Here is a 15488-nt window from a genome sequence, read left to right as displayed (position 1 = left end):
CCGCTCACTCCTGCCAGCGGATTTCTGTGGTCAGAGTGTGACTCTGTTTGGGGCCGAGCACCAGTTTATCTTCCAGCACATTGGCGGCTTCCAGGCAGACCATGGACAGGTAATCCTGCTCTTGGAAACGGGCCAGCCGCTTGGACTTGTCTATCCAGGGATTCCAAAGTACTGCCGAGTGGCTCTGCTCACGTCTGACAAGAATCGTGCCGTTGGGGGTATGCAGCTTTTGCAGCTCGGACAAGCCGGTGTAAACCCGGTCGGTCTCGCGCTCAAAGCGCACTTCGTCCTCGACTTGTGCATATGGGCCTTCACCAAACTCGATATATTGGCTGCCGGCAAAGCCTGTGGCGCGCAGCTGGTGGATATCGCCGATGGGGAAATAAGTGTGCAGCGCCTGGGTCAGCGTCACGCTTTGCTCTCCGAGGTTGCGGTTAATCAGGCTGACTCTGAGGCTGTCGCTGAGGACAAAGTCCAGCCGCACCTCGGTATCGTGGGGCCAGTAACCTTTGTCCTCGTCGCTGAGTTTAAGGGTAAAGCTCAGCTCTACCCGTTCATTGCTGATATGAGTTCGCTCAAGTTGCCACAGCCGGGTGCGGGCAAAGCCATGCTGGGGCCAGCTCTCATTGGCATGCATGCCAAACCAGGGCCAGCAGACGGGAATACCGCCGCGAATACCACTGCCCGGCAGATAGTCATCGGCAGGAGAAACCCACAGCAGCGGCGCCTTGCCCTTGGGCACAAAGCTGTCTATCTGGGCACCCTGTAAAAAAATACGGCCGTAGCAGAGTGGAGTATCGATTTCGATATAGTCCAGACCATTGGGGTGTTTGCGGGTGTTGACGCTGGCCATGCAGGATTCCTTTAGCGGGCGAACAGGATAATGCCCCTAGCTTACAAAGTTTTACAGCCCGAGATAAGGGGCTGTTCAAGCGAATTTACGCAGAGCGCTGTTCTTGTATTCAAAAAAAGTGATATAAAACTGGTCAGAGGTGCTGAGTTTTTACTCAGAATTGGCTAAGGTGAGACATCAATCACAGGGAAAAGGAAATAAGCATATGGCAAGTTATCAGCCGCCGATGCGGGATTACCGCTTTATTCTTGAACAGTTACTGGATATTTATCAGCAGCCAAAGCTGCAGGGGTTCGATGAAATTGACCCTGAGTTGGTCAATGCCATTCTCGAAGGCATGGCCGATTTCAGCACTGGGGTGATGCTGCCGCTTAATAGTGTCGGCGATCTGCAGGGCTGTCGACTGGAAGCCGACGGGGTGAAAACCGCCGAGGGCTTTATCGATGCCTATCGCCAGTATGTGGGCAACGGCTGGCCAACGCTGACCTGTGATCCTGAGTTCGGTGGTCAGGGCTTGCCGGAAGTGGTGGGTATTTTTGCCACCGAAATGCAGACCTCCTCCAATATGGCCTTTGCCATGTATCCCGGGCTGACCCACGGTGCTTACAGTGCCATTTTTGCCCATGGCTCCGAGGCGCTCAAGGCCAAATATCTACCCAAACTGGTGAGCGGCGAGTGGACCGGCACCATGAATCTGACCGAATCCCATGCCGGTACCGATCTGGCGCTGCTGCGCACCAAGGCCGAGCCCAGCACTGACGGTTGCTATCTTGTCAGCGGTGAGAAAATCTTTATCTCCAGTGGCGATCACGATCTGGCTGAAAACATAGTGCACCTGGTATTGGCCAGGTTGCCCGATGCCCCGGCCGGGGTGAAGGGGATCAGTTTGTTCGCCGTGCCCAAGTATTGGGTCAAGGAAGATGGCAGCCTGGGCGAGGCCAACAATGTCAAGGCCAGCGGCCTCGAGCATAAGATGGGCATTCACGGCAATTCCACTTGTGTGATGCTGTTCGATGGCGCCAAAGGCGAGCTGGTGGGCGAACCCCATCAAGGCCTCAGAGCCATGTTCACCATGATGAATCAGGCGCGCATGGGCGTTGGGGTTCAGGGGCTGGGCGTCTCTGAAATCGCTTACCAGAACGCGCTGGCCTACGCCAGAGAGCGGGTTCAGGGAAGGGCACTGTCCGGCACCAAGGCGCCGGAGCAAAATGCCGATCCTATTCTGGTGCACGGTGATGTGCGGCGGATGCTGTTGTCGCAAAAAGTCTTCAATGAGGGCGCCCGCGCCCTTATCGGCCAGCAGGCGCTGTGGCTCGATGAAGCCGAGCGGCATCAGGATGCCGAGCAAAAGGCCAGAGCCAAGGCGTTGGCGGCGTTGTTTACCCCTGTGGTCAAGGGCTTTATCACAGATAGAGGCTTCAGCGCCTGTGTCGATGCCCAGCAGGTGTTTGGCGGCCATGGTTATATCCATGAGTGGGGGATGGAGCAGTTTGTCCGTGATGCCCGTATCGCGATGATTTATGAAGGCACCAATGGTGTGCAAGCCCTGGATCTGGTGGGGCGCAAGCTGATGGGTGACAAGGGTGCGGCGCTGAAACTCTGGGCCGCAGAGGTGGAGGCCTTTATCGAAGGCGCCAAACCCAAGGCCGCTCAAGATCCCCGGTTTGCCAAAGTGCTCGAAGGTTTGGGCCAGGCGGCAACGGATCTGCAGCGCGGCACTCAGAGCCTGATGGAGTTGGCGATGAAGAATCCCGACAACCTGGGCGCGGCCTCCATGCCTTATATGCAGCTGTTTGGCACAGCTGCGCTGGCGTGGATCTGGGCGCGGATGGCCGAGCTGGCGCTCGATGGGCTGGCAGATGATGCCGACGGTTTCTATGCCGGCAAACTGGCCTCGGCGGGTTTCTTTATGGACTACTATGTCAGCAGCGCCAGTGGCTATCGGCGTCAAATCGCCGCGGCCAGTGAATCCATCATGGCCTTCGACGACAGTTACTTCGGCTAAGCTTCAATACCAAAGGGTCGGTGCAATCGGCCCTTTTTTGTGGTACACCAATAGCTTCCAAGCCAATCGGTTCGTCAGTATGGAGTGACAAGATGGATCTGAATTACGACAACAACAATATTTTCGCCCGCATTCTTCGCGGCGAGTTGCCCTGTATCAAACTCTATGAAGACGAGCATACTCTGTCTTTCATGGATATCATGCCGCAAACCAAGGGCCACTTATTGGTGTTGCCCAAGGAGTCGGCCGTGACCCTGTATCAGTTGTCTGATGAAGCTGCCGCGGCCTGCATGCGTACCGTCAAACTGATGGGCAAGGCGGTGGAAAAGGCCATGGGAATCCCGGGCTCCACTGTGTTCCAACACAACGGCAGCGCCGCTGGTCAGAGTGTGCCCCATGTACATTTTCATGTGTTGCCCGGCCCGCTCAAAGGCCTGATGGAGCACGCGGCTCATCAGGGGGATATGGATGAGCTGCACACCATAGCAGACAGAATTCGCGCCTGTATCGAATCTTGAGTTGTTCCCCCCAAACAACCGCCTCTTGGCGGTTGTTTGCTATTAGTGCCATCTTAAGCGGGATTGGTTTTAGCGGCATAAAATCTCAATCAGCTTAAAGTCAGTTTGCCGTTGATAAGCAAAGAGAGGTTTGATTGCATAATCGCATTGTATTTACCGGTGGGCCGGGTTCAGGCAAGACGTCTGTCATCGACTTTTTGCAAAGCCTGGGTTACCCGAGTGCGCCGGAAGTCGGCCGTAAGGTGATAAAGGCTCAACTGGCGCAAGCTGGAAGGGCGCTGCCCTGGGATGACAAGAGCGCTTTTCGTGATGCCATGGTTGATGAAGAGCTGACGCGTTATCAAGCCTTCGGCGGCGATGACGGCATTATCTTCTTTGACCGCAGTATGCTGGATTCCTACGGTTATAGCCTGCTTGAGAACTTAACTATTCCCGAGAGTTTGCTGAGTCATTGCCGTGAGCTTGTTTATCACCCCAGGGTATTCATCTTTCCGCCCTGGCAAGCCATTTACGCCAATGATATGGAACGTAAGCAGGACTTCAGTGAAGCGGTGGCAACTTATCATGAGATGCAAAAAGCCTATGAGGCTTTCGGTTATGAGTTAATTGAAGTGCCCAAATGGTCGGTTGCGAAGAGAGCCGGTTTCATTTTGGCCAAGGTGAGCGAGGCACTGCAAACGCCCTAAGCCGTCGCTGTGAGTTTTCTCAGCCATTCAACCAGAGGTTCCGGTTGAATCCCCGGCCCGACCCTACCAAACGCTCAGTTTGAATATTGCCAATATCACAGCAGAGGTCAGCAGTCCAAGACCGCCCAAAATACAAACCACTTTTTCAGGGTAGCGTGAACCCAGTTCGGGAAAGAGGATAGCGCCCAGGCTGAAGCTTGGGATCATCTCGTACAGTAACCCCATTCTCTGGTTGCTTGCCGGTGCAAATGGCGGCAGGTAGAAGTAACAGAGCAGATAAATAGCCAAGGTGACAATCGCGAGCCATTCATAGCCCTGAAAGGGCTCATCGGCCTTGAGCAGACGACGCAGCAGGACAATCATAATCGCCGCGATTAAAAGTAGCATGACACTTCCCTGTAAATAAAATGGCCGCCACAAACTACGGGATCCGAGATGAGCTGACAAGCGCAAAAGAGAAAAAGCGCCGCAGGGGCGACGCTTTTTGCCATCAATTACCAGCTCAGGTGGTAATTGATGGCAAAAGTGCGGCCACGGCCGTGATAGTCAAACATCTTCTCCGGGCCGTAAGTCGGGCTGTAGAAGTAAGCGGCTCGCTGGCCCCAAAGGGTGCTGTAGTCCTTGTCAAGCAGGTTTTCTATGCCATAGCTCAGGGTGCCGACCGGCAGTTCGACGGAGCCGAGCAGATCCAAAGTGGTATAGCTGTCTAACTCACTTCTCTGGCCATCATTTGCTTTGAAGCGATAGTCAGAGTCGGCGCTGAAGCTGTGCTCGGCCTGCAATCTTAACTGTTGGCTGTCACCGCGCCAGGCGATAAAGGCCGTGGCCTTGGAAGGTGAAGCATAGGTGACTGTCTCATCAATCCAGTCGGCGCCATTTTTGATTTCACTGCGAACCAGATGCAGGTTGCTGCCCACCTGCCAGGCGCTGCTGATATCGAAGTTCAGCTGGGCTTCTAGGCCATAGGTGCGTTTATCGTTGTCCTTGACTTCTATGGTCAGATCGCTGCGATTGACCTCAATCACCTTATCCGAGATGGCGTAATACAGACTGGCCTGGGCCTGCCAACGGTCGGCCAGATAGCGCCAGCCCAGCTCAAAGGAGTCGGTCTTGATGCCATCGAGGCGGGAATCATTGATATTAATGCTGTTGGTCAGCTGCAGATAACCATCGGCATTGGCCTGATAGCTGCCGCGACCATAGTATTTGGACAGATCCGGCAGCTCAAAGCCCTGTGAGTAGGCAAGCCACAGTTGCTGATCCCGACTCAGTTTAGCCACCAATCCCAGGTTAACCAGGCCGACATGGTAGTCTGTGCTGCCGCCCTTGATAACATCGGCGCCCGGCGCCTTACCCTGGGCAATCGCCACCTGTTGGTTATAGCCGATAAAGTCATCGACGCTGTTGTCCATCTGCTGATAACGATAACCTGCGTTGAGCACCAGATAGTCGTTGATATCCCAGCTGCCCTGCAGGAAGGCTGCGATGGACTCGACACTGAAGTCGACATATCGGCCTGTGGTAAACAGCTCCTTCATGGTCAAACCGCCACTCTGGTTGGCGGCGTCGAGATCAAAACTCATCTGATCCGAGTCGAAGCTCTCCTTGTCCCAGTCGATGCCCCAGGTGAGTTTGAGGCTGTCGCTGGGCTTGGATTCCAACACGGCTTTCAGGCCATAAATGCCGGTGTTTTGTGACGAGGCCGAGAAGTTGTAAACCCCGAGGGTTTCACTGACGTAAGGGAAGGGGTGAAAGTCGAGATCTTCCTTGCGATAAAAGCCTTGCAGGTACAAGGTTTGGCCGAGAAAATCAGCCTGGGTATAGCTGAGGTTAAGTAAGGTACGATCGGTTTTGGGACTGCGATCGGCATTCAATCCCTTGCGGCTTTCGAGCAGGGAAGCATCTGAGGTGACACCGCTGAAGTTTTCCCCCATATAGAGGCCGTGGTCGCCATCGGACTCATTGTTGTAAAACTGCACCATGGCACTGAGGGTGGCATTGTTTGGTAGGCTCCAGTCCAGATTGGCCATCAGATCATAACCTTGGGTGTACTGCATGCCGGTTTGAGTGATATCCGGCATCACCTGATTGCCGCTGCCGTCGAACCATTGGCCATTTTCCTGCCAGGCGGCACTGAAACGTCCCTTGAGGGTATCGCTGCCTCCGGCCACGGCAAAGGCGGCGCGGTAATCCAAGTCATCACTGCCGTTAAAACCCGATTTGAAACCTGCTTCGGCTTCAAAGGTATCCTGGCTGTCGGCGGCTTTTTTGGTCACTATATTGATAGCGCCGCCCAAAGCACCACCGCCATAGAGGGCTGAGGCGCCGGCCAATACTTCAATGCGGGCGATGTTAAAGGGATCTATGCTGTCCAACTGGCGGCTGATCCCTCTGGAGGTGTTCATGGATACGCCGTCTATCAGCACCACCATGGCGCGGCCGCGCATGTTCTGACCAAAGTTGGTTCGGCCCTGGCTGGATACGTCCATGGAGGGAACCAGGGCGGCCAGCATCTCTTTCACGCCTTTGCCGCTGTCTATCTGCTCGCGGATGCTGTTTTCATCGATTAACCAAACCGTGCTGGAGAGCTCGCTTATCTGGGTAGGGGTACGGTTGGCACTGACCACCATGCGCTCCATCTGGGTTTCTTCGGCCATGGCGGCCCCCATCAGCAGCAATTGACTGCTGACAGCAGCGGCGACAAGGCTCATCCGAACCATGGATTTGGGCATAACATTCTCCTAAACAACTCAAGGGGTTAAATGAGGCACCAGACAGGGATCCAGCAGGCAAACACCAGGCTGAGCGTCTTCTTGCCGGGTTGGTATCCCAAGGCTAAAGACAGCACCAAGCCTGGTGCCAACAGCAGGATCAACAGCCGGGCATCCAGCCCAAAACTGGCCAATACCAGCATGATTGCCAGCAAGACCAATCCCTCACACCAAAGCAGTTGGTTACAGCGCAACAACAGCGGGGACGTTTCCATATTATTTGGCCTCCTGAAAGATGTTGCATTTTAATTGCAAACAAGAATGGTTCGCAATTGAATTTACACTGAGTGATGGAAAAGTGAGCTTATGGAGGTATGAATATTTCCATAATTAAATCATGGGTATGTGAAGATATCTTCGAATAATGCTTTGAAGGAGGACCGCAGGTGGGACACTTGGTTTTGACTGTCGGAAAAATAGGGGCTTGCTATTGGCCTGGAAAGTCTCGGCCGGGCTTTCATGGTTGATTTCAGCCGCTGATAGGGCATAGATTACGGCAAGGTAGAAAGGGAAATACTGAGAAAGGTTGTATTCAACACTATGGACAAGTTACTGGAAAATCTGTTTTCAAAGCGCGCTGATGAGCTGGATGCCTTGCTGGATAAAAGAGATGAAGCGGCATTTGATAATGCTTGGGTGCATTTAAATCAGCAAGTAGGCGAGGTTGATGCTCACTTGGATAACAAATTTGATAGCAAAGCGTTGTTTATAACATTGTCCGAAGCGACCAATTGCCACGAGATATGCTGTTATATCACAGATGACCTGGAGCTGATTGAGAAAGCTCGGACCATGGGTTTGGAGTCAAGGTTTCTGGATTATTTAAAGCAAAGCTATCGGCAAGGTCAGGTGCCATACGAATGGTTAGGCTAAAAAACAGACTCGCTCTTGCATATCGGCGGCGTTGCCGGCTTGAGCAGATTTCAGGAGACTTGCTTGATGAAAGTGAAACGAATCGTAGCCAATGTGGCCGCTGCCGACCTGGACGCAGGCCAAGTATTTTATGAATCGATTTTTGGTCTTGAGCTGGTTATGGACCATGGCTGGATTAAAACCCTTGGCTCAGCTGAAGAGATGAAAATTCAAATCAGTTTGGCAACCGAAGGCGGCTCAGGGACGCCGGTGCCAGATCTCTCTATTGAGGTGGACAATCTTGATTTGGTGCTTCATCGGCTGAGAGCGCAAAACATAGAGATTGAATACGGGCCAATCTCAGAGCCTTGGGGTGTGCGCCGCTTTTATATCAGAGATCCATTTGGGAAATTGCTCAATGTACTTCAACATGATCCGGATATACTCCTAACTTCAAATTGAATAGTGGATGATTTTACTTAAATAACCCATTGATTTCACTATGGCCACCCCAGGAGAATTGCTTTTACCCCGGGGCAGAGCGTCGGGACAATAAGGAATTAAGCAGATGCAGTTACCCATAGAATATTACTGGTTGAAAGCGCATAAATTTGCAGGACTCATGCCTTGGTGGTTTATCGATGAACCCGGCGGACCCGGGCTGAGAATGGAATACCAAAAAGAAACCGGGGAGGACTTCTATCCCATCGCCAGGCGGCAAGACAATGACAGCGTGGCCGGGTTTAAAGTGATTGACGGCGAAATACAAAAAGAGCTGGTCTCTGTCCATTTAACCTGGACAGGAAAGCGCGAACAGCAAGGTTTTCCGGCCAGGGCCGTGTACAAGGATATTTTTTCCTGGTTGTCAGAAGAAGTCCTTCCCGAAACGGCTGACTGGGTAAGTGAAGAATTCCTGGCGGAGCTTGAGGAGGAAAATAGATAGCTGCGCTGTGTTTAGTTGCCTTGTTCAATCGCCTTGTTCTATCAACTTTGCCCAATCAAGCTTAGTTAATCATGCCATTACCCACAGAGGGTTTGCAGCCGACAGATGACTTGGCTAGAATTACTGTAATTTTATCCAGTAATACTGTTCAGTGACAGCCAAAGGACGCAGTGGATGATCCTCTATATCGCCGAAAAGCCCAGCCTTGGGCGCGCCATCGCCGAGGTGCTCCCCAAACCCCATCGCAAACATGAGGGCTATATCGAGCTTGGCAACGGTGATTGTGTTTCCTGGTGTATAGGTCATCTGCTGGAGCAAGCTGAGCCGGATGCTTACGATCCCGCCTACAAGTCCTGGCAGTTGGAACATCTGCCGATTGTCCCGTCCGATTGGCAGATTAAACCCAAAGCCAGCAGTCGCGGCCAACTCAGTGTCTTGCGTAAATTGGTCAAGCAGGCCAGTGAGTTGGTCAATGCCGGCGATCCGGACCGGGAAGGGCAGTTGTTGGTGGATGAGGTGATTGCCCATCTTGGGGTCAAGGGCGATAAGTTGGCAGCGGTTAAACGCTTGTTGATAAGCGACCTCAACCCGCAGGCGGTAAAACGTGCCCTGGGGCAGATGCGCAGCAACCGCGAGTTTGTGCCATTGTCGACTTCGGCACTGGCGCGTAGCCGAGCCGATTGGCTCTACGGCATGAATATGACCCGTGCCTATACCCTGCAGGGGCGCAAGGTGGGCTATCAGGGCGTGCTGTCGGTCGGTCGGGTGCAAACCCCTGTGCTTGGTTTGGTTGTCCGGCGCGATCAGGAAATCGCTGCCTTTGTGCCCAAACCTTTTTATGAAGTACTGGCCCATCTTAGCACCCAAGAGGGGAGCTGTTTCAGCGCCCGCTGGCAGCCCAGTGAGGCCTGTCAACCTTGGATGGATGAGGAGGGGCGGGTGCTCTCCCGCGGTTTGGCGATGAATGTGGTCGGCAGGATCACCGGCCAACCCGGCCGGGTAGATGAGCTGGAGCGCAAGCAAAGACACCAGGCACCGCCTTTGCTCTACAGTCTGTCTGCGCTGCAGATTGATTGCGCTAAACGCTTCGGTATGAGCGCCAAAGAGGTGCTGGATACGGCGCAGTCTCTGTACGAACGGCATAAATTGATAACCTATCCGCGCTCCGATAGCCGTCACCTGCCCAAGGCGCAGTTACAGCTGGCCCCGGCAGTCTTGAATGCCATTACCCAAGGGGCGGCAGAGCTGCTGCAAGGCTGTGAAGCGCCCAATCCCGCCCTTAAGTCCAAGGCCTGGAATGATGCCAAGGTGGACGCCCATCACGCGATAGTGCCTACGGAAAAGACGGCTAACCTCGGTGTGTTATCACAGCGTGAGCGTCAGGTGTATTTGCAGATCGCTCGTCAGTATTTGGCGCAGTTTTACCCTAATGATGAGTACCTTGAAACCCGCGCCGTGATCGACATTGTTGGAGGTTGTTTCGTGGCCAAGGCCAAACAGCCATTGAAACAGGGTTGGAAGCAATTGTTTGGCAAACAAAAAGCCGACGATGAAGCGGAAGATATTCAAACCAGCTTACCTGAGTTGACTCAAGGGCAGATACTGGATTGCCTTAAAGGTGAATTAGTGGAAAAGATGACCCAGGCCCCCAAGCATTTTACCGATGCCACACTGCTGGCGGCGATGACAGGAATAAGCCGCTATGTGAAAGACCCTGAGATCCGCAAAATCCTCAAGGAAACCGATGGTCTGGGCACAGAAGCGACCCGCGCCGGGATCATTGAACTCTTGTTTAAACGTGGCTTTTTGAAACGTCAGGGCAAGAGTATTTTGGCTACCGAGGCCGGTAGCGGGCTTATTCAAAGCCTGCCTGAAGTGGCCACCACGCCGGATATGACGGCGCTGTGGGAAAGTAGCCTGGATGCGATTTGTCACCGTGAGCTTAAATATCAGGCCTTTATGCAGCCCTTGACGGCTAAACTGGGCGAGCTTATTGAGCAGGCCAAGGCACAACTGCCTACGGCCTTGAGTGGCGTGAAAAGTACAGGCTTCAAAGGACGTAAACGTCGCAGTGGCGCTTATGCCGGCAAGGCAAGTGCCCCCAAGGGCACAAGCACCAAGAAGAGCACTGGCGTTAAGACCGGCACCGGCAAGCGCAGCTATCGCTCAGCGACCAAGAGCAAAACCAAAGCCCAGTCCGCAACGTCCTGAGAACTTGGGGTTATTTCAAGCGTCGGTATTGGTTGGACAGGGCATGGTACTCGTATCCCAGCGCACTGAGCTTATGCTCGAGCTGGGCAGGTGACAGGTCAAGTTCGTAATAAAGTGCATCTCTGTCCGGGCAGTGCAGTCTCAGTTTCTCATTGACTATGCCCAGCAGTATTTCGGCGGGCAGATGTTGCAGGCTTTCCATATTCCCTCCAGGTGTCAGCGGTTGACTGTTTCATAATGCAATAGAGTTGGCTTGGGTTGCAAATCTTGCCTGAATATATTTAAAGTTTCATAAAATCAATATCTTAATAAAGCAATTTCATTTTCTATTCCCGGCGGTTTTGCCTTTGTTTTATCACCCCTTCTTTATCAACTCTTGTTACATCAAGCATTCGTGATGATTCGAACCGAGTCAGCTTTAACCGTATAAAAATCAAACCATTACTCTTGCCTGTGTGGCAGTAAACTCTGCTCTTGTCGATACGCATGCATCTCTTTTGCTGCATAAACTGCTCGCTTGTTACAACGATATTTAATTCTTCTCACGGCATTTAACGCCCGCCAACCACGATATTTCACGATTTGTCGATCCAGCTCAGGAAACCAGGGGTTGGGATTGGCTTTTTAACAGCTGGCACGCAAACTGCAGCCCTCGAGTAACACATAGAAATATGTCTAATAAATCAGCGTATTAAACGCGTTTTACTTATAAAAGGGTAATGAATATGAACAAGAAGATCCTGGCACTTATGATCCCGGCTATGCTGGCGAGTGGCGCTTCTCAGGCTGTGGAACTGTATAACGATCAGACCAACAGTGTGAACATGATAGGTTGGTTGGGTTTTGCCGCCTTCAATGATGGTCATGAAACCTCTGTTATTGATAACTTCTCTCGCGTAGGTTTCCGTTTTGACCGTCAGGAGCGTAATGGCTGGCGCGCCTTTGCCCACACAGAGTGGGGCATCAACATGGTGACCAGCGATGACGGCCTGATCTACACCCAAGGCCAGGGCGGCGGTCAGATGCGTGCCGAGAAGAACAGTGACTTCTTGTTCAACCGCTTGGGTTATGTGGGTATGGCTCACGATAAGTGGGGTACTCTGACTTTCGGTAAGCAGTGGGGTGCATACTATGATGTGGCTTACACTACCGACGTGCTCAATGCCTTCACAGGTTGGTCTGTAGGTGCCTACACCTTTGGTGACGGTGGCCTGACCGGTGCCGGTCGTGCCGATGCTGCCTTCCAGTATCGCAATACCTTCTTCGGCAAGCTGCATATCGCCCTGCAGTATGCTTCCAAGCAAAATGACGATGTTGCCCTGTTTGACGAAAACGGCGCCGCTCTGAACGATGGCTCTGAGCTGAGCTTTGACTCCAGCTATGGTGCCAGCGTGACTTACTATGTGACCGATAAGTTCAAGGTTCTGGCCGGTTTCAACCGTGGCGACTTTGAAGGCAACCTGGCCGGTGTCGCCGTTGATGATACCAACCAGATCGTCGGTATCGGTGCCCAGTACGGCAGCTTCTACCAGTATGCTCCAGGCCGTGACGCCGATGGTCTGTACGTGGGCTTCAACGCTCACAAGAGCAAGCAAAACGAACTGGTTGGCGGCAGCCTGTACGATTCCACCGGCGGCGAATTCATCCTTGCTTACCAGTATGACAACGGCTTTGTTCCTTCTCTGTTGCTGAGCTATCAGGATCTGGACACAGATGCCAACACCGCCATCCAAGGCGATTGGACCCGCCAGTTTGCGGTTCTGGGTCTGCACTACCGTTACAGCCGTGACACTGTGATGTATGCCGAAGCCAAGATTGACTTCAGCAGCATGGATGACAAGTCCTGGGAAGATCTGCAGGACAACAACTATGCGGTAGGTATCCGTTACTTCTTCTAAGGGGCTCCCTGTATTTCCCTGCACAGGCCACCTTAGGGTGGCCTTTTTTTTATTCACTTTATTCACGAGCTTATCCATTGCATTGGACAAGGGAAACTAGATGCCATCACGGACATGAGTCCAGGGTGTGAAGGAGACTCTGATTGAACAAGGAAAAGATGAAACTCAATAGTAAAATAGTCGGGTTAGCCGTTACCTTGCTTGGCGGTTTTGGCACGACTGATGCCGGCGCATCGACTCAAATAGAGGCCGGTTATCTGGGGTTTACGAGTGCCACCCGTGACGATAATCCCGGGGCTTTCAACCAAAGCTTTGCGGCGCTCAGTCATTTTAGTCGTGACGAGCGCAATACTTTTTATCAGATGCTCAAGGTGGAAAACCCCGGTAAATGGGTGGCGGATAAACGGGTCGCCTTCAAGTCATTGACAGTTTGGCATTATCGGCTCAACGAAGAGCGTACCGCCCTGTGGCTGCAAAACTTTCTCGGCACCCATAAGCACCTGACCGAGGACAATTTTTATCTCGGCTTGAAGCAGCATTTTGACTGCGGCGCGCTGCGTTTCAACCTGGGGTTGGCAGGGCATTATACTGTGAGTCAGTCCAATCTGACCGATAAAGATTACTCAGGATTATCCGGCGTGGTGCTCAATGGCAACAGTTACTACGATTTGCCAGTGCTCCCCAAGGGCTGGAAACTGAACCTGGATTATACTGCGGCTTTTGGGCGTGACCACGAGCATGCGGCTGTCTTTGGTTATGACGACGATTATGGTCATCAATTGTTTGCCGCTGTTTCCGGCCCATTGGCGCAAGACTTGAGTCTCAAGCTGCAGCTGACGCACTACAAGAGTTGGGGCACTGCACCCAACGATGGCCTTGAGTACAGCTTCTCGCTGCGCTACGCTTTTTAACGCCACTGGTATATGCGCTTTCAAGTCCGTCGATGCGAAAAGATGCAACAGCCAGACCCGGCAGCAAGGTGCAATAAAAAGGCCGAAAGTGATGACTTTCGGCCTTTTATGTTATTTTTCCCCGCCGGAATTAGCTTGCTCCTGCCCAGAGTCGTTTGCTATGTCCTGTTTCTAAACGATCCCCAGTTTTTTCATCTTGCTGCGCAAAGTATTGGGGTTAATATCCAACAGCTCGGCAGCGCCGCCGGGGCCGTAGAGCTTGCCGCCGGTCACTTTAAGGGCGTGCTCTATGTATTTACGGGTCATGGTTTCCAGCGGTACCAGTTGATTGCCCGCATGGCTGGGGTCGACCACTATGGTCTGGCCGCTGGCGGTGGCCACGGCTTCGGTTTGCGGCGCCAGGAAACTGAAGTCCAGTGGTCCGGCCGGGTTTTGAATGATGGCCCGCTCCAGCACATTGATCAGCTCCCTGACATTGCCGGGCCAATTGTACTGACTGAGAATGGCCAACTGCTCAGGGCGGATACAGGGCAGTTTGATCAACTGGAATCGGGCGCTCAGCTGTTCAATAAAATGCTGCACCAACAGAGGGATATCTGTGCGCCGCTGGCGTAAAGAGGGGATGTCTATCGGGAATACCGCCAGCCGATACCAGAGATCCTCACGAAAATCCCCCTGATGCACCATGGCTTGCAGGTGCCTGTGGGTTGCCGCTATCACTCTGATGTTCAGGTGTACCTGTTCATGGCCACCGACTCGGGTAATGGTGCTGTTTTGCAGTACCCGCAGCAGTCTCACTTGAGCCGAGAGTGGCAGTTCACCAATCTCATCGAGGAAGATGGTGCCGCCGTTGGCCTGTTCAAAATAACCGGCCTTGCGCGATTCGGCGCCGGTAAAGGCGCCTTTCTCATAGCCGAACAGCTCTGAGTCGATAAGGGTCTCGGGAATGGCGCCGCAGTTGACTTTGACAAAGGGTTTGCCGGCCCTGGCCGAGAGTTCATGAATGGCGTTGGCAATCACCTCTTTTCCGCAACCGGTTTCCCCCAGCATCAGTACTGTGGTGTTGAGATGGGCGATGGATTGCACTTGTTGCATCACCTGTTTCAGCCCCGAGTTGGCACCGACCACACCGTTTTGCACATCCAGCGTGCGTTTGAGGCTAACGTTTTGTTTGGCCAGCGCCTGATTTTCCAGCAGCAGATTACGACCTCTGAGGTTGAGGGCAGTGATCAGGGCAAAGGTGCTCATCTGCGGCGCCAACATATCTGCGTGTCGGGGGCGGAAGGTACCGGCACTCTTGGAGTAAAAACCTACTATGCCCAAATGGGTATCTTCCATCGACATACGTAAAATGATCAGCGAGCGGATCCCGGGGATCACCTTGGGGGCAACCTGGGATGTCACGGGATCATGATCAATGTCGTTAACAATCCTCACCCTCGGCCTATCGGGATCTTCCAGCGTTTTGGCCAGTCCCTCTGGGAGGGAAACCTGGACATCAAGCGTGCTTGCCTGCGTTTCGCTGGCCTGGGCGATAAATTGTATATCATTGAATTCTTTTCGATAAATATTAATGAACAGGCCATCGAGTGGCACTGAGTCACGTACATAGTCGAAGTAGTGTTTAAGCGAGGTTTCCAACTGCAGGCTACTACAGAGCCGCCTGGTACACTCGTAATAAAAGTGTTTTTCCATTGATATTTCAAATAAACCGCGAAGTTTCGTGATTGTAGATCTTTATATTTCGTGATTCTGTGGCCGTAATCATAAATCTCCCCCTGAGCACCTCTTTTTGGTTAGTTGGCATGGGCAGTGCAACTGGTTGACTGAGTTCTTTCCC

The 15488-nt window shown here is 52.8% G+C and carries 15 protein-coding genes; 9 read left to right on the top strand and 6 right to left on the bottom strand.

The annotated features are described in order from the left end of the window. Positions 1–4: 4 nt before the first annotated feature. Entirely contained in the window at positions 5–853 is an 849-nt protein-coding gene (locus ACF8D4_RS03995; RefSeq protein ID WP_044734312.1) for a D-hexose-6-phosphate mutarotase, read from the bottom strand. Positions 854–1058: 205 nt separating this feature from the next. On the opposite strand from ACF8D4_RS03995, the gene ACF8D4_RS03990 reads away from it, so the two are divergent. From ACF8D4_RS03990 to ACF8D4_RS03980, 3 genes are all read left to right on the top strand, one after another. Continuing rightward, entirely contained in the window at positions 1059–2858 is a 1800-nt protein-coding gene (locus tag ACF8D4_RS03990; protein ID WP_392464686.1) for an acyl-CoA dehydrogenase C-terminal domain-containing protein, read from the top strand. Between the two features lie 92 nt (positions 2859–2950). Further along, entirely contained in the window at positions 2951–3376 is a 426-nt protein-coding gene (locus tag ACF8D4_RS03985) for an HIT family protein (RefSeq protein WP_181317035.1), read from the top strand. A gap of 134 nt (positions 3377–3510) precedes the next feature. Further along, complete coding sequence (locus ACF8D4_RS03980) at positions 3511–4062, top strand: AAA family ATPase (protein ID WP_392464684.1); 552 nt, start codon at positions 3511–3513, stop codon at positions 4060–4062. 63 nt (positions 4063–4125) lie between these two features. On the opposite strand, the gene ACF8D4_RS03975 is transcribed toward ACF8D4_RS03980, so the two are convergent. The 3 genes from ACF8D4_RS03975 to ACF8D4_RS03965 all read right to left on the bottom strand — a co-directional run bounded on the left by ACF8D4_RS03975 (position 4126) and on the right by ACF8D4_RS03965 (position 7048). Then, on the bottom strand, positions 4126–4449 hold the full coding sequence (locus ACF8D4_RS03975; RefSeq protein ID WP_156019851.1) for a hypothetical protein: 324 nt from the start codon (positions 4447–4449) through the stop codon (positions 4126–4128). Positions 4450–4556: 107 nt separating this feature from the next. Continuing rightward, positions 4557–6794, bottom strand: a complete 2238-nt coding sequence (locus tag ACF8D4_RS03970; protein WP_156019850.1) for a TonB-dependent receptor — start codon at positions 6792–6794, stop codon at positions 4557–4559. A 26-nt stretch (positions 6795–6820) separates the two neighbouring features. Continuing rightward, complete coding sequence (locus tag ACF8D4_RS03965; RefSeq protein ID WP_025010500.1) at positions 6821–7048, bottom strand: hypothetical protein; 228 nt, start codon at positions 7046–7048, stop codon at positions 6821–6823. 325 nt (positions 7049–7373) lie between these two features. On the opposite strand from ACF8D4_RS03965, the gene ACF8D4_RS03960 reads away from it, so the two are divergent. The 4 genes from ACF8D4_RS03960 (at position 7374) to ACF8D4_RS03945 (ending at position 10839) form a co-directional block, all read left to right on the top strand. Continuing rightward, complete coding sequence (locus ACF8D4_RS03960) at positions 7374–7706, top strand: hypothetical protein (RefSeq protein WP_156019849.1); 333 nt, start codon at positions 7374–7376, stop codon at positions 7704–7706. A 66-nt stretch (positions 7707–7772) separates the two neighbouring features. Beyond that, complete coding sequence (locus tag ACF8D4_RS03955) at positions 7773–8147, top strand: VOC family protein (protein ID WP_025889506.1); 375 nt, start codon at positions 7773–7775, stop codon at positions 8145–8147. Positions 8148–8253: 106 nt separating this feature from the next. Further along, positions 8254–8628, top strand: coding sequence for a hypothetical protein (locus ACF8D4_RS03950; RefSeq protein ID WP_025010502.1), 375 nt, complete (start codon positions 8254–8256; stop codon positions 8626–8628). Between the two features lie 174 nt (positions 8629–8802). Beyond that, complete coding sequence (locus ACF8D4_RS03945) at positions 8803–10839, top strand: DNA topoisomerase III (protein ID WP_156019847.1); 2037 nt, start codon at positions 8803–8805, stop codon at positions 10837–10839. Positions 10840–10849: 10 nt separating this feature from the next. Here the strand turns inward: ACF8D4_RS03945 and ACF8D4_RS03940 are convergent, their stop codons facing one another. After that, positions 10850–11041 carry a DUF4250 domain-containing protein gene (locus tag ACF8D4_RS03940; protein ID WP_025889513.1) on the bottom strand — a complete coding sequence of 64 codons (192 nt, stop codon included), beginning with the start codon at positions 11039–11041 and terminating at the stop codon, positions 10850–10852. A gap of 523 nt (positions 11042–11564) precedes the next feature. On the opposite strand from ACF8D4_RS03940, the gene ACF8D4_RS03935 reads away from it, so the two are divergent. Together ACF8D4_RS03935 and ACF8D4_RS03930 are read left to right on the top strand one after the other, a co-directional pair. Then, positions 11565–12737 carry a porin gene (locus ACF8D4_RS03935; RefSeq protein ID WP_025010504.1) on the top strand — a complete coding sequence of 391 codons (1173 nt, stop codon included), beginning with the start codon at positions 11565–11567 and terminating at the stop codon, positions 12735–12737. Between the two features lie 158 nt (positions 12738–12895). Further along, positions 12896–13648: a hypothetical protein gene (locus ACF8D4_RS03930; protein ID WP_141250882.1), complete on the top strand. Its 753-nt coding sequence runs from the start codon at positions 12896–12898 to the stop codon at positions 13646–13648. A 171-nt stretch (positions 13649–13819) separates the two neighbouring features. On the opposite strand, the gene ACF8D4_RS03925 is transcribed toward ACF8D4_RS03930, so the two are convergent. Beyond that, entirely contained in the window at positions 13820–15343 is a 1524-nt protein-coding gene (locus tag ACF8D4_RS03925) for a sigma-54-dependent Fis family transcriptional regulator (RefSeq protein ID WP_025010506.1), read from the bottom strand. Positions 15344–15488 lie beyond the last annotated feature (145 nt).

Source organism: Shewanella sp. YQ_9 (assembly GCF_043103185.1).
Taxonomy (GTDB): Bacteria; Pseudomonadota; Gammaproteobacteria; order Enterobacterales; family Shewanellaceae; genus Shewanella; species Shewanella algae.
The sequence above is the reverse complement of the archived record's forward strand: the minus strand, read 5'-3'. Positions and strand labels throughout refer to the sequence as shown.

Excerpts from the sequence above, each read along its gene's own strand:
- ACF8D4_RS03990 (WP_392464686.1), top strand. The coding sequence starts at position 1,059 with ATGGCAAGTTATCAGCCGCCGATGCGGGATTACCGCTTTATTCTTGAA.
- ACF8D4_RS03950 (WP_025010502.1), top strand. The coding sequence starts at position 8,254 with ATGCAGTTACCCATAGAATATTACTGGTTGAAAGCGCATAAATTTGCA.
- ACF8D4_RS03975 (WP_156019851.1), bottom strand. The coding sequence starts at position 4,449 with ATGCTACTTTTAATCGCGGCGATTATGATTGTCCTGCTGCGTCGTCTG.
- ACF8D4_RS03965 (WP_025010500.1), bottom strand. The coding sequence starts at position 7,048 with ATGGAAACGTCCCCGCTGTTGTTGCGCTGTAACCAACTGCTTTGGTGT.
- ACF8D4_RS03945 (WP_156019847.1), top strand. The coding sequence starts at position 8,803 with ATGATCCTCTATATCGCCGAAAAGCCCAGCCTTGGGCGCGCCATCGCC.
- ACF8D4_RS03935 (WP_025010504.1), top strand. The coding sequence starts at position 11,565 with ATGAACAAGAAGATCCTGGCACTTATGATCCCGGCTATGCTGGCGAGT.
- ACF8D4_RS03930 (WP_141250882.1), top strand. The coding sequence starts at position 12,896 with ATGAAACTCAATAGTAAAATAGTCGGGTTAGCCGTTACCTTGCTTGGC.
- ACF8D4_RS03955 (WP_025889506.1), top strand. The coding sequence starts at position 7,773 with ATGAAAGTGAAACGAATCGTAGCCAATGTGGCCGCTGCCGACCTGGAC.
- ACF8D4_RS03960 (WP_156019849.1), top strand. The coding sequence starts at position 7,374 with ATGGACAAGTTACTGGAAAATCTGTTTTCAAAGCGCGCTGATGAGCTG.
- ACF8D4_RS03995 (WP_044734312.1), bottom strand. The coding sequence starts at position 853 with ATGGCCAGCGTCAACACCCGCAAACACCCCAATGGTCTGGACTATATC.
- ACF8D4_RS03925 (WP_025010506.1), bottom strand. The coding sequence starts at position 15,343 with ATGGAAAAACACTTTTATTACGAGTGTACCAGGCGGCTCTGTAGTAGC.
- ACF8D4_RS03940 (WP_025889513.1), bottom strand. The coding sequence starts at position 11,041 with ATGGAAAGCCTGCAACATCTGCCCGCCGAAATACTGCTGGGCATAGTC.
- ACF8D4_RS03970 (WP_156019850.1), bottom strand. The coding sequence starts at position 6,794 with ATGCCCAAATCCATGGTTCGGATGAGCCTTGTCGCCGCTGCTGTCAGC.
- ACF8D4_RS03985 (WP_181317035.1), top strand. The coding sequence starts at position 2,951 with ATGGATCTGAATTACGACAACAACAATATTTTCGCCCGCATTCTTCGC.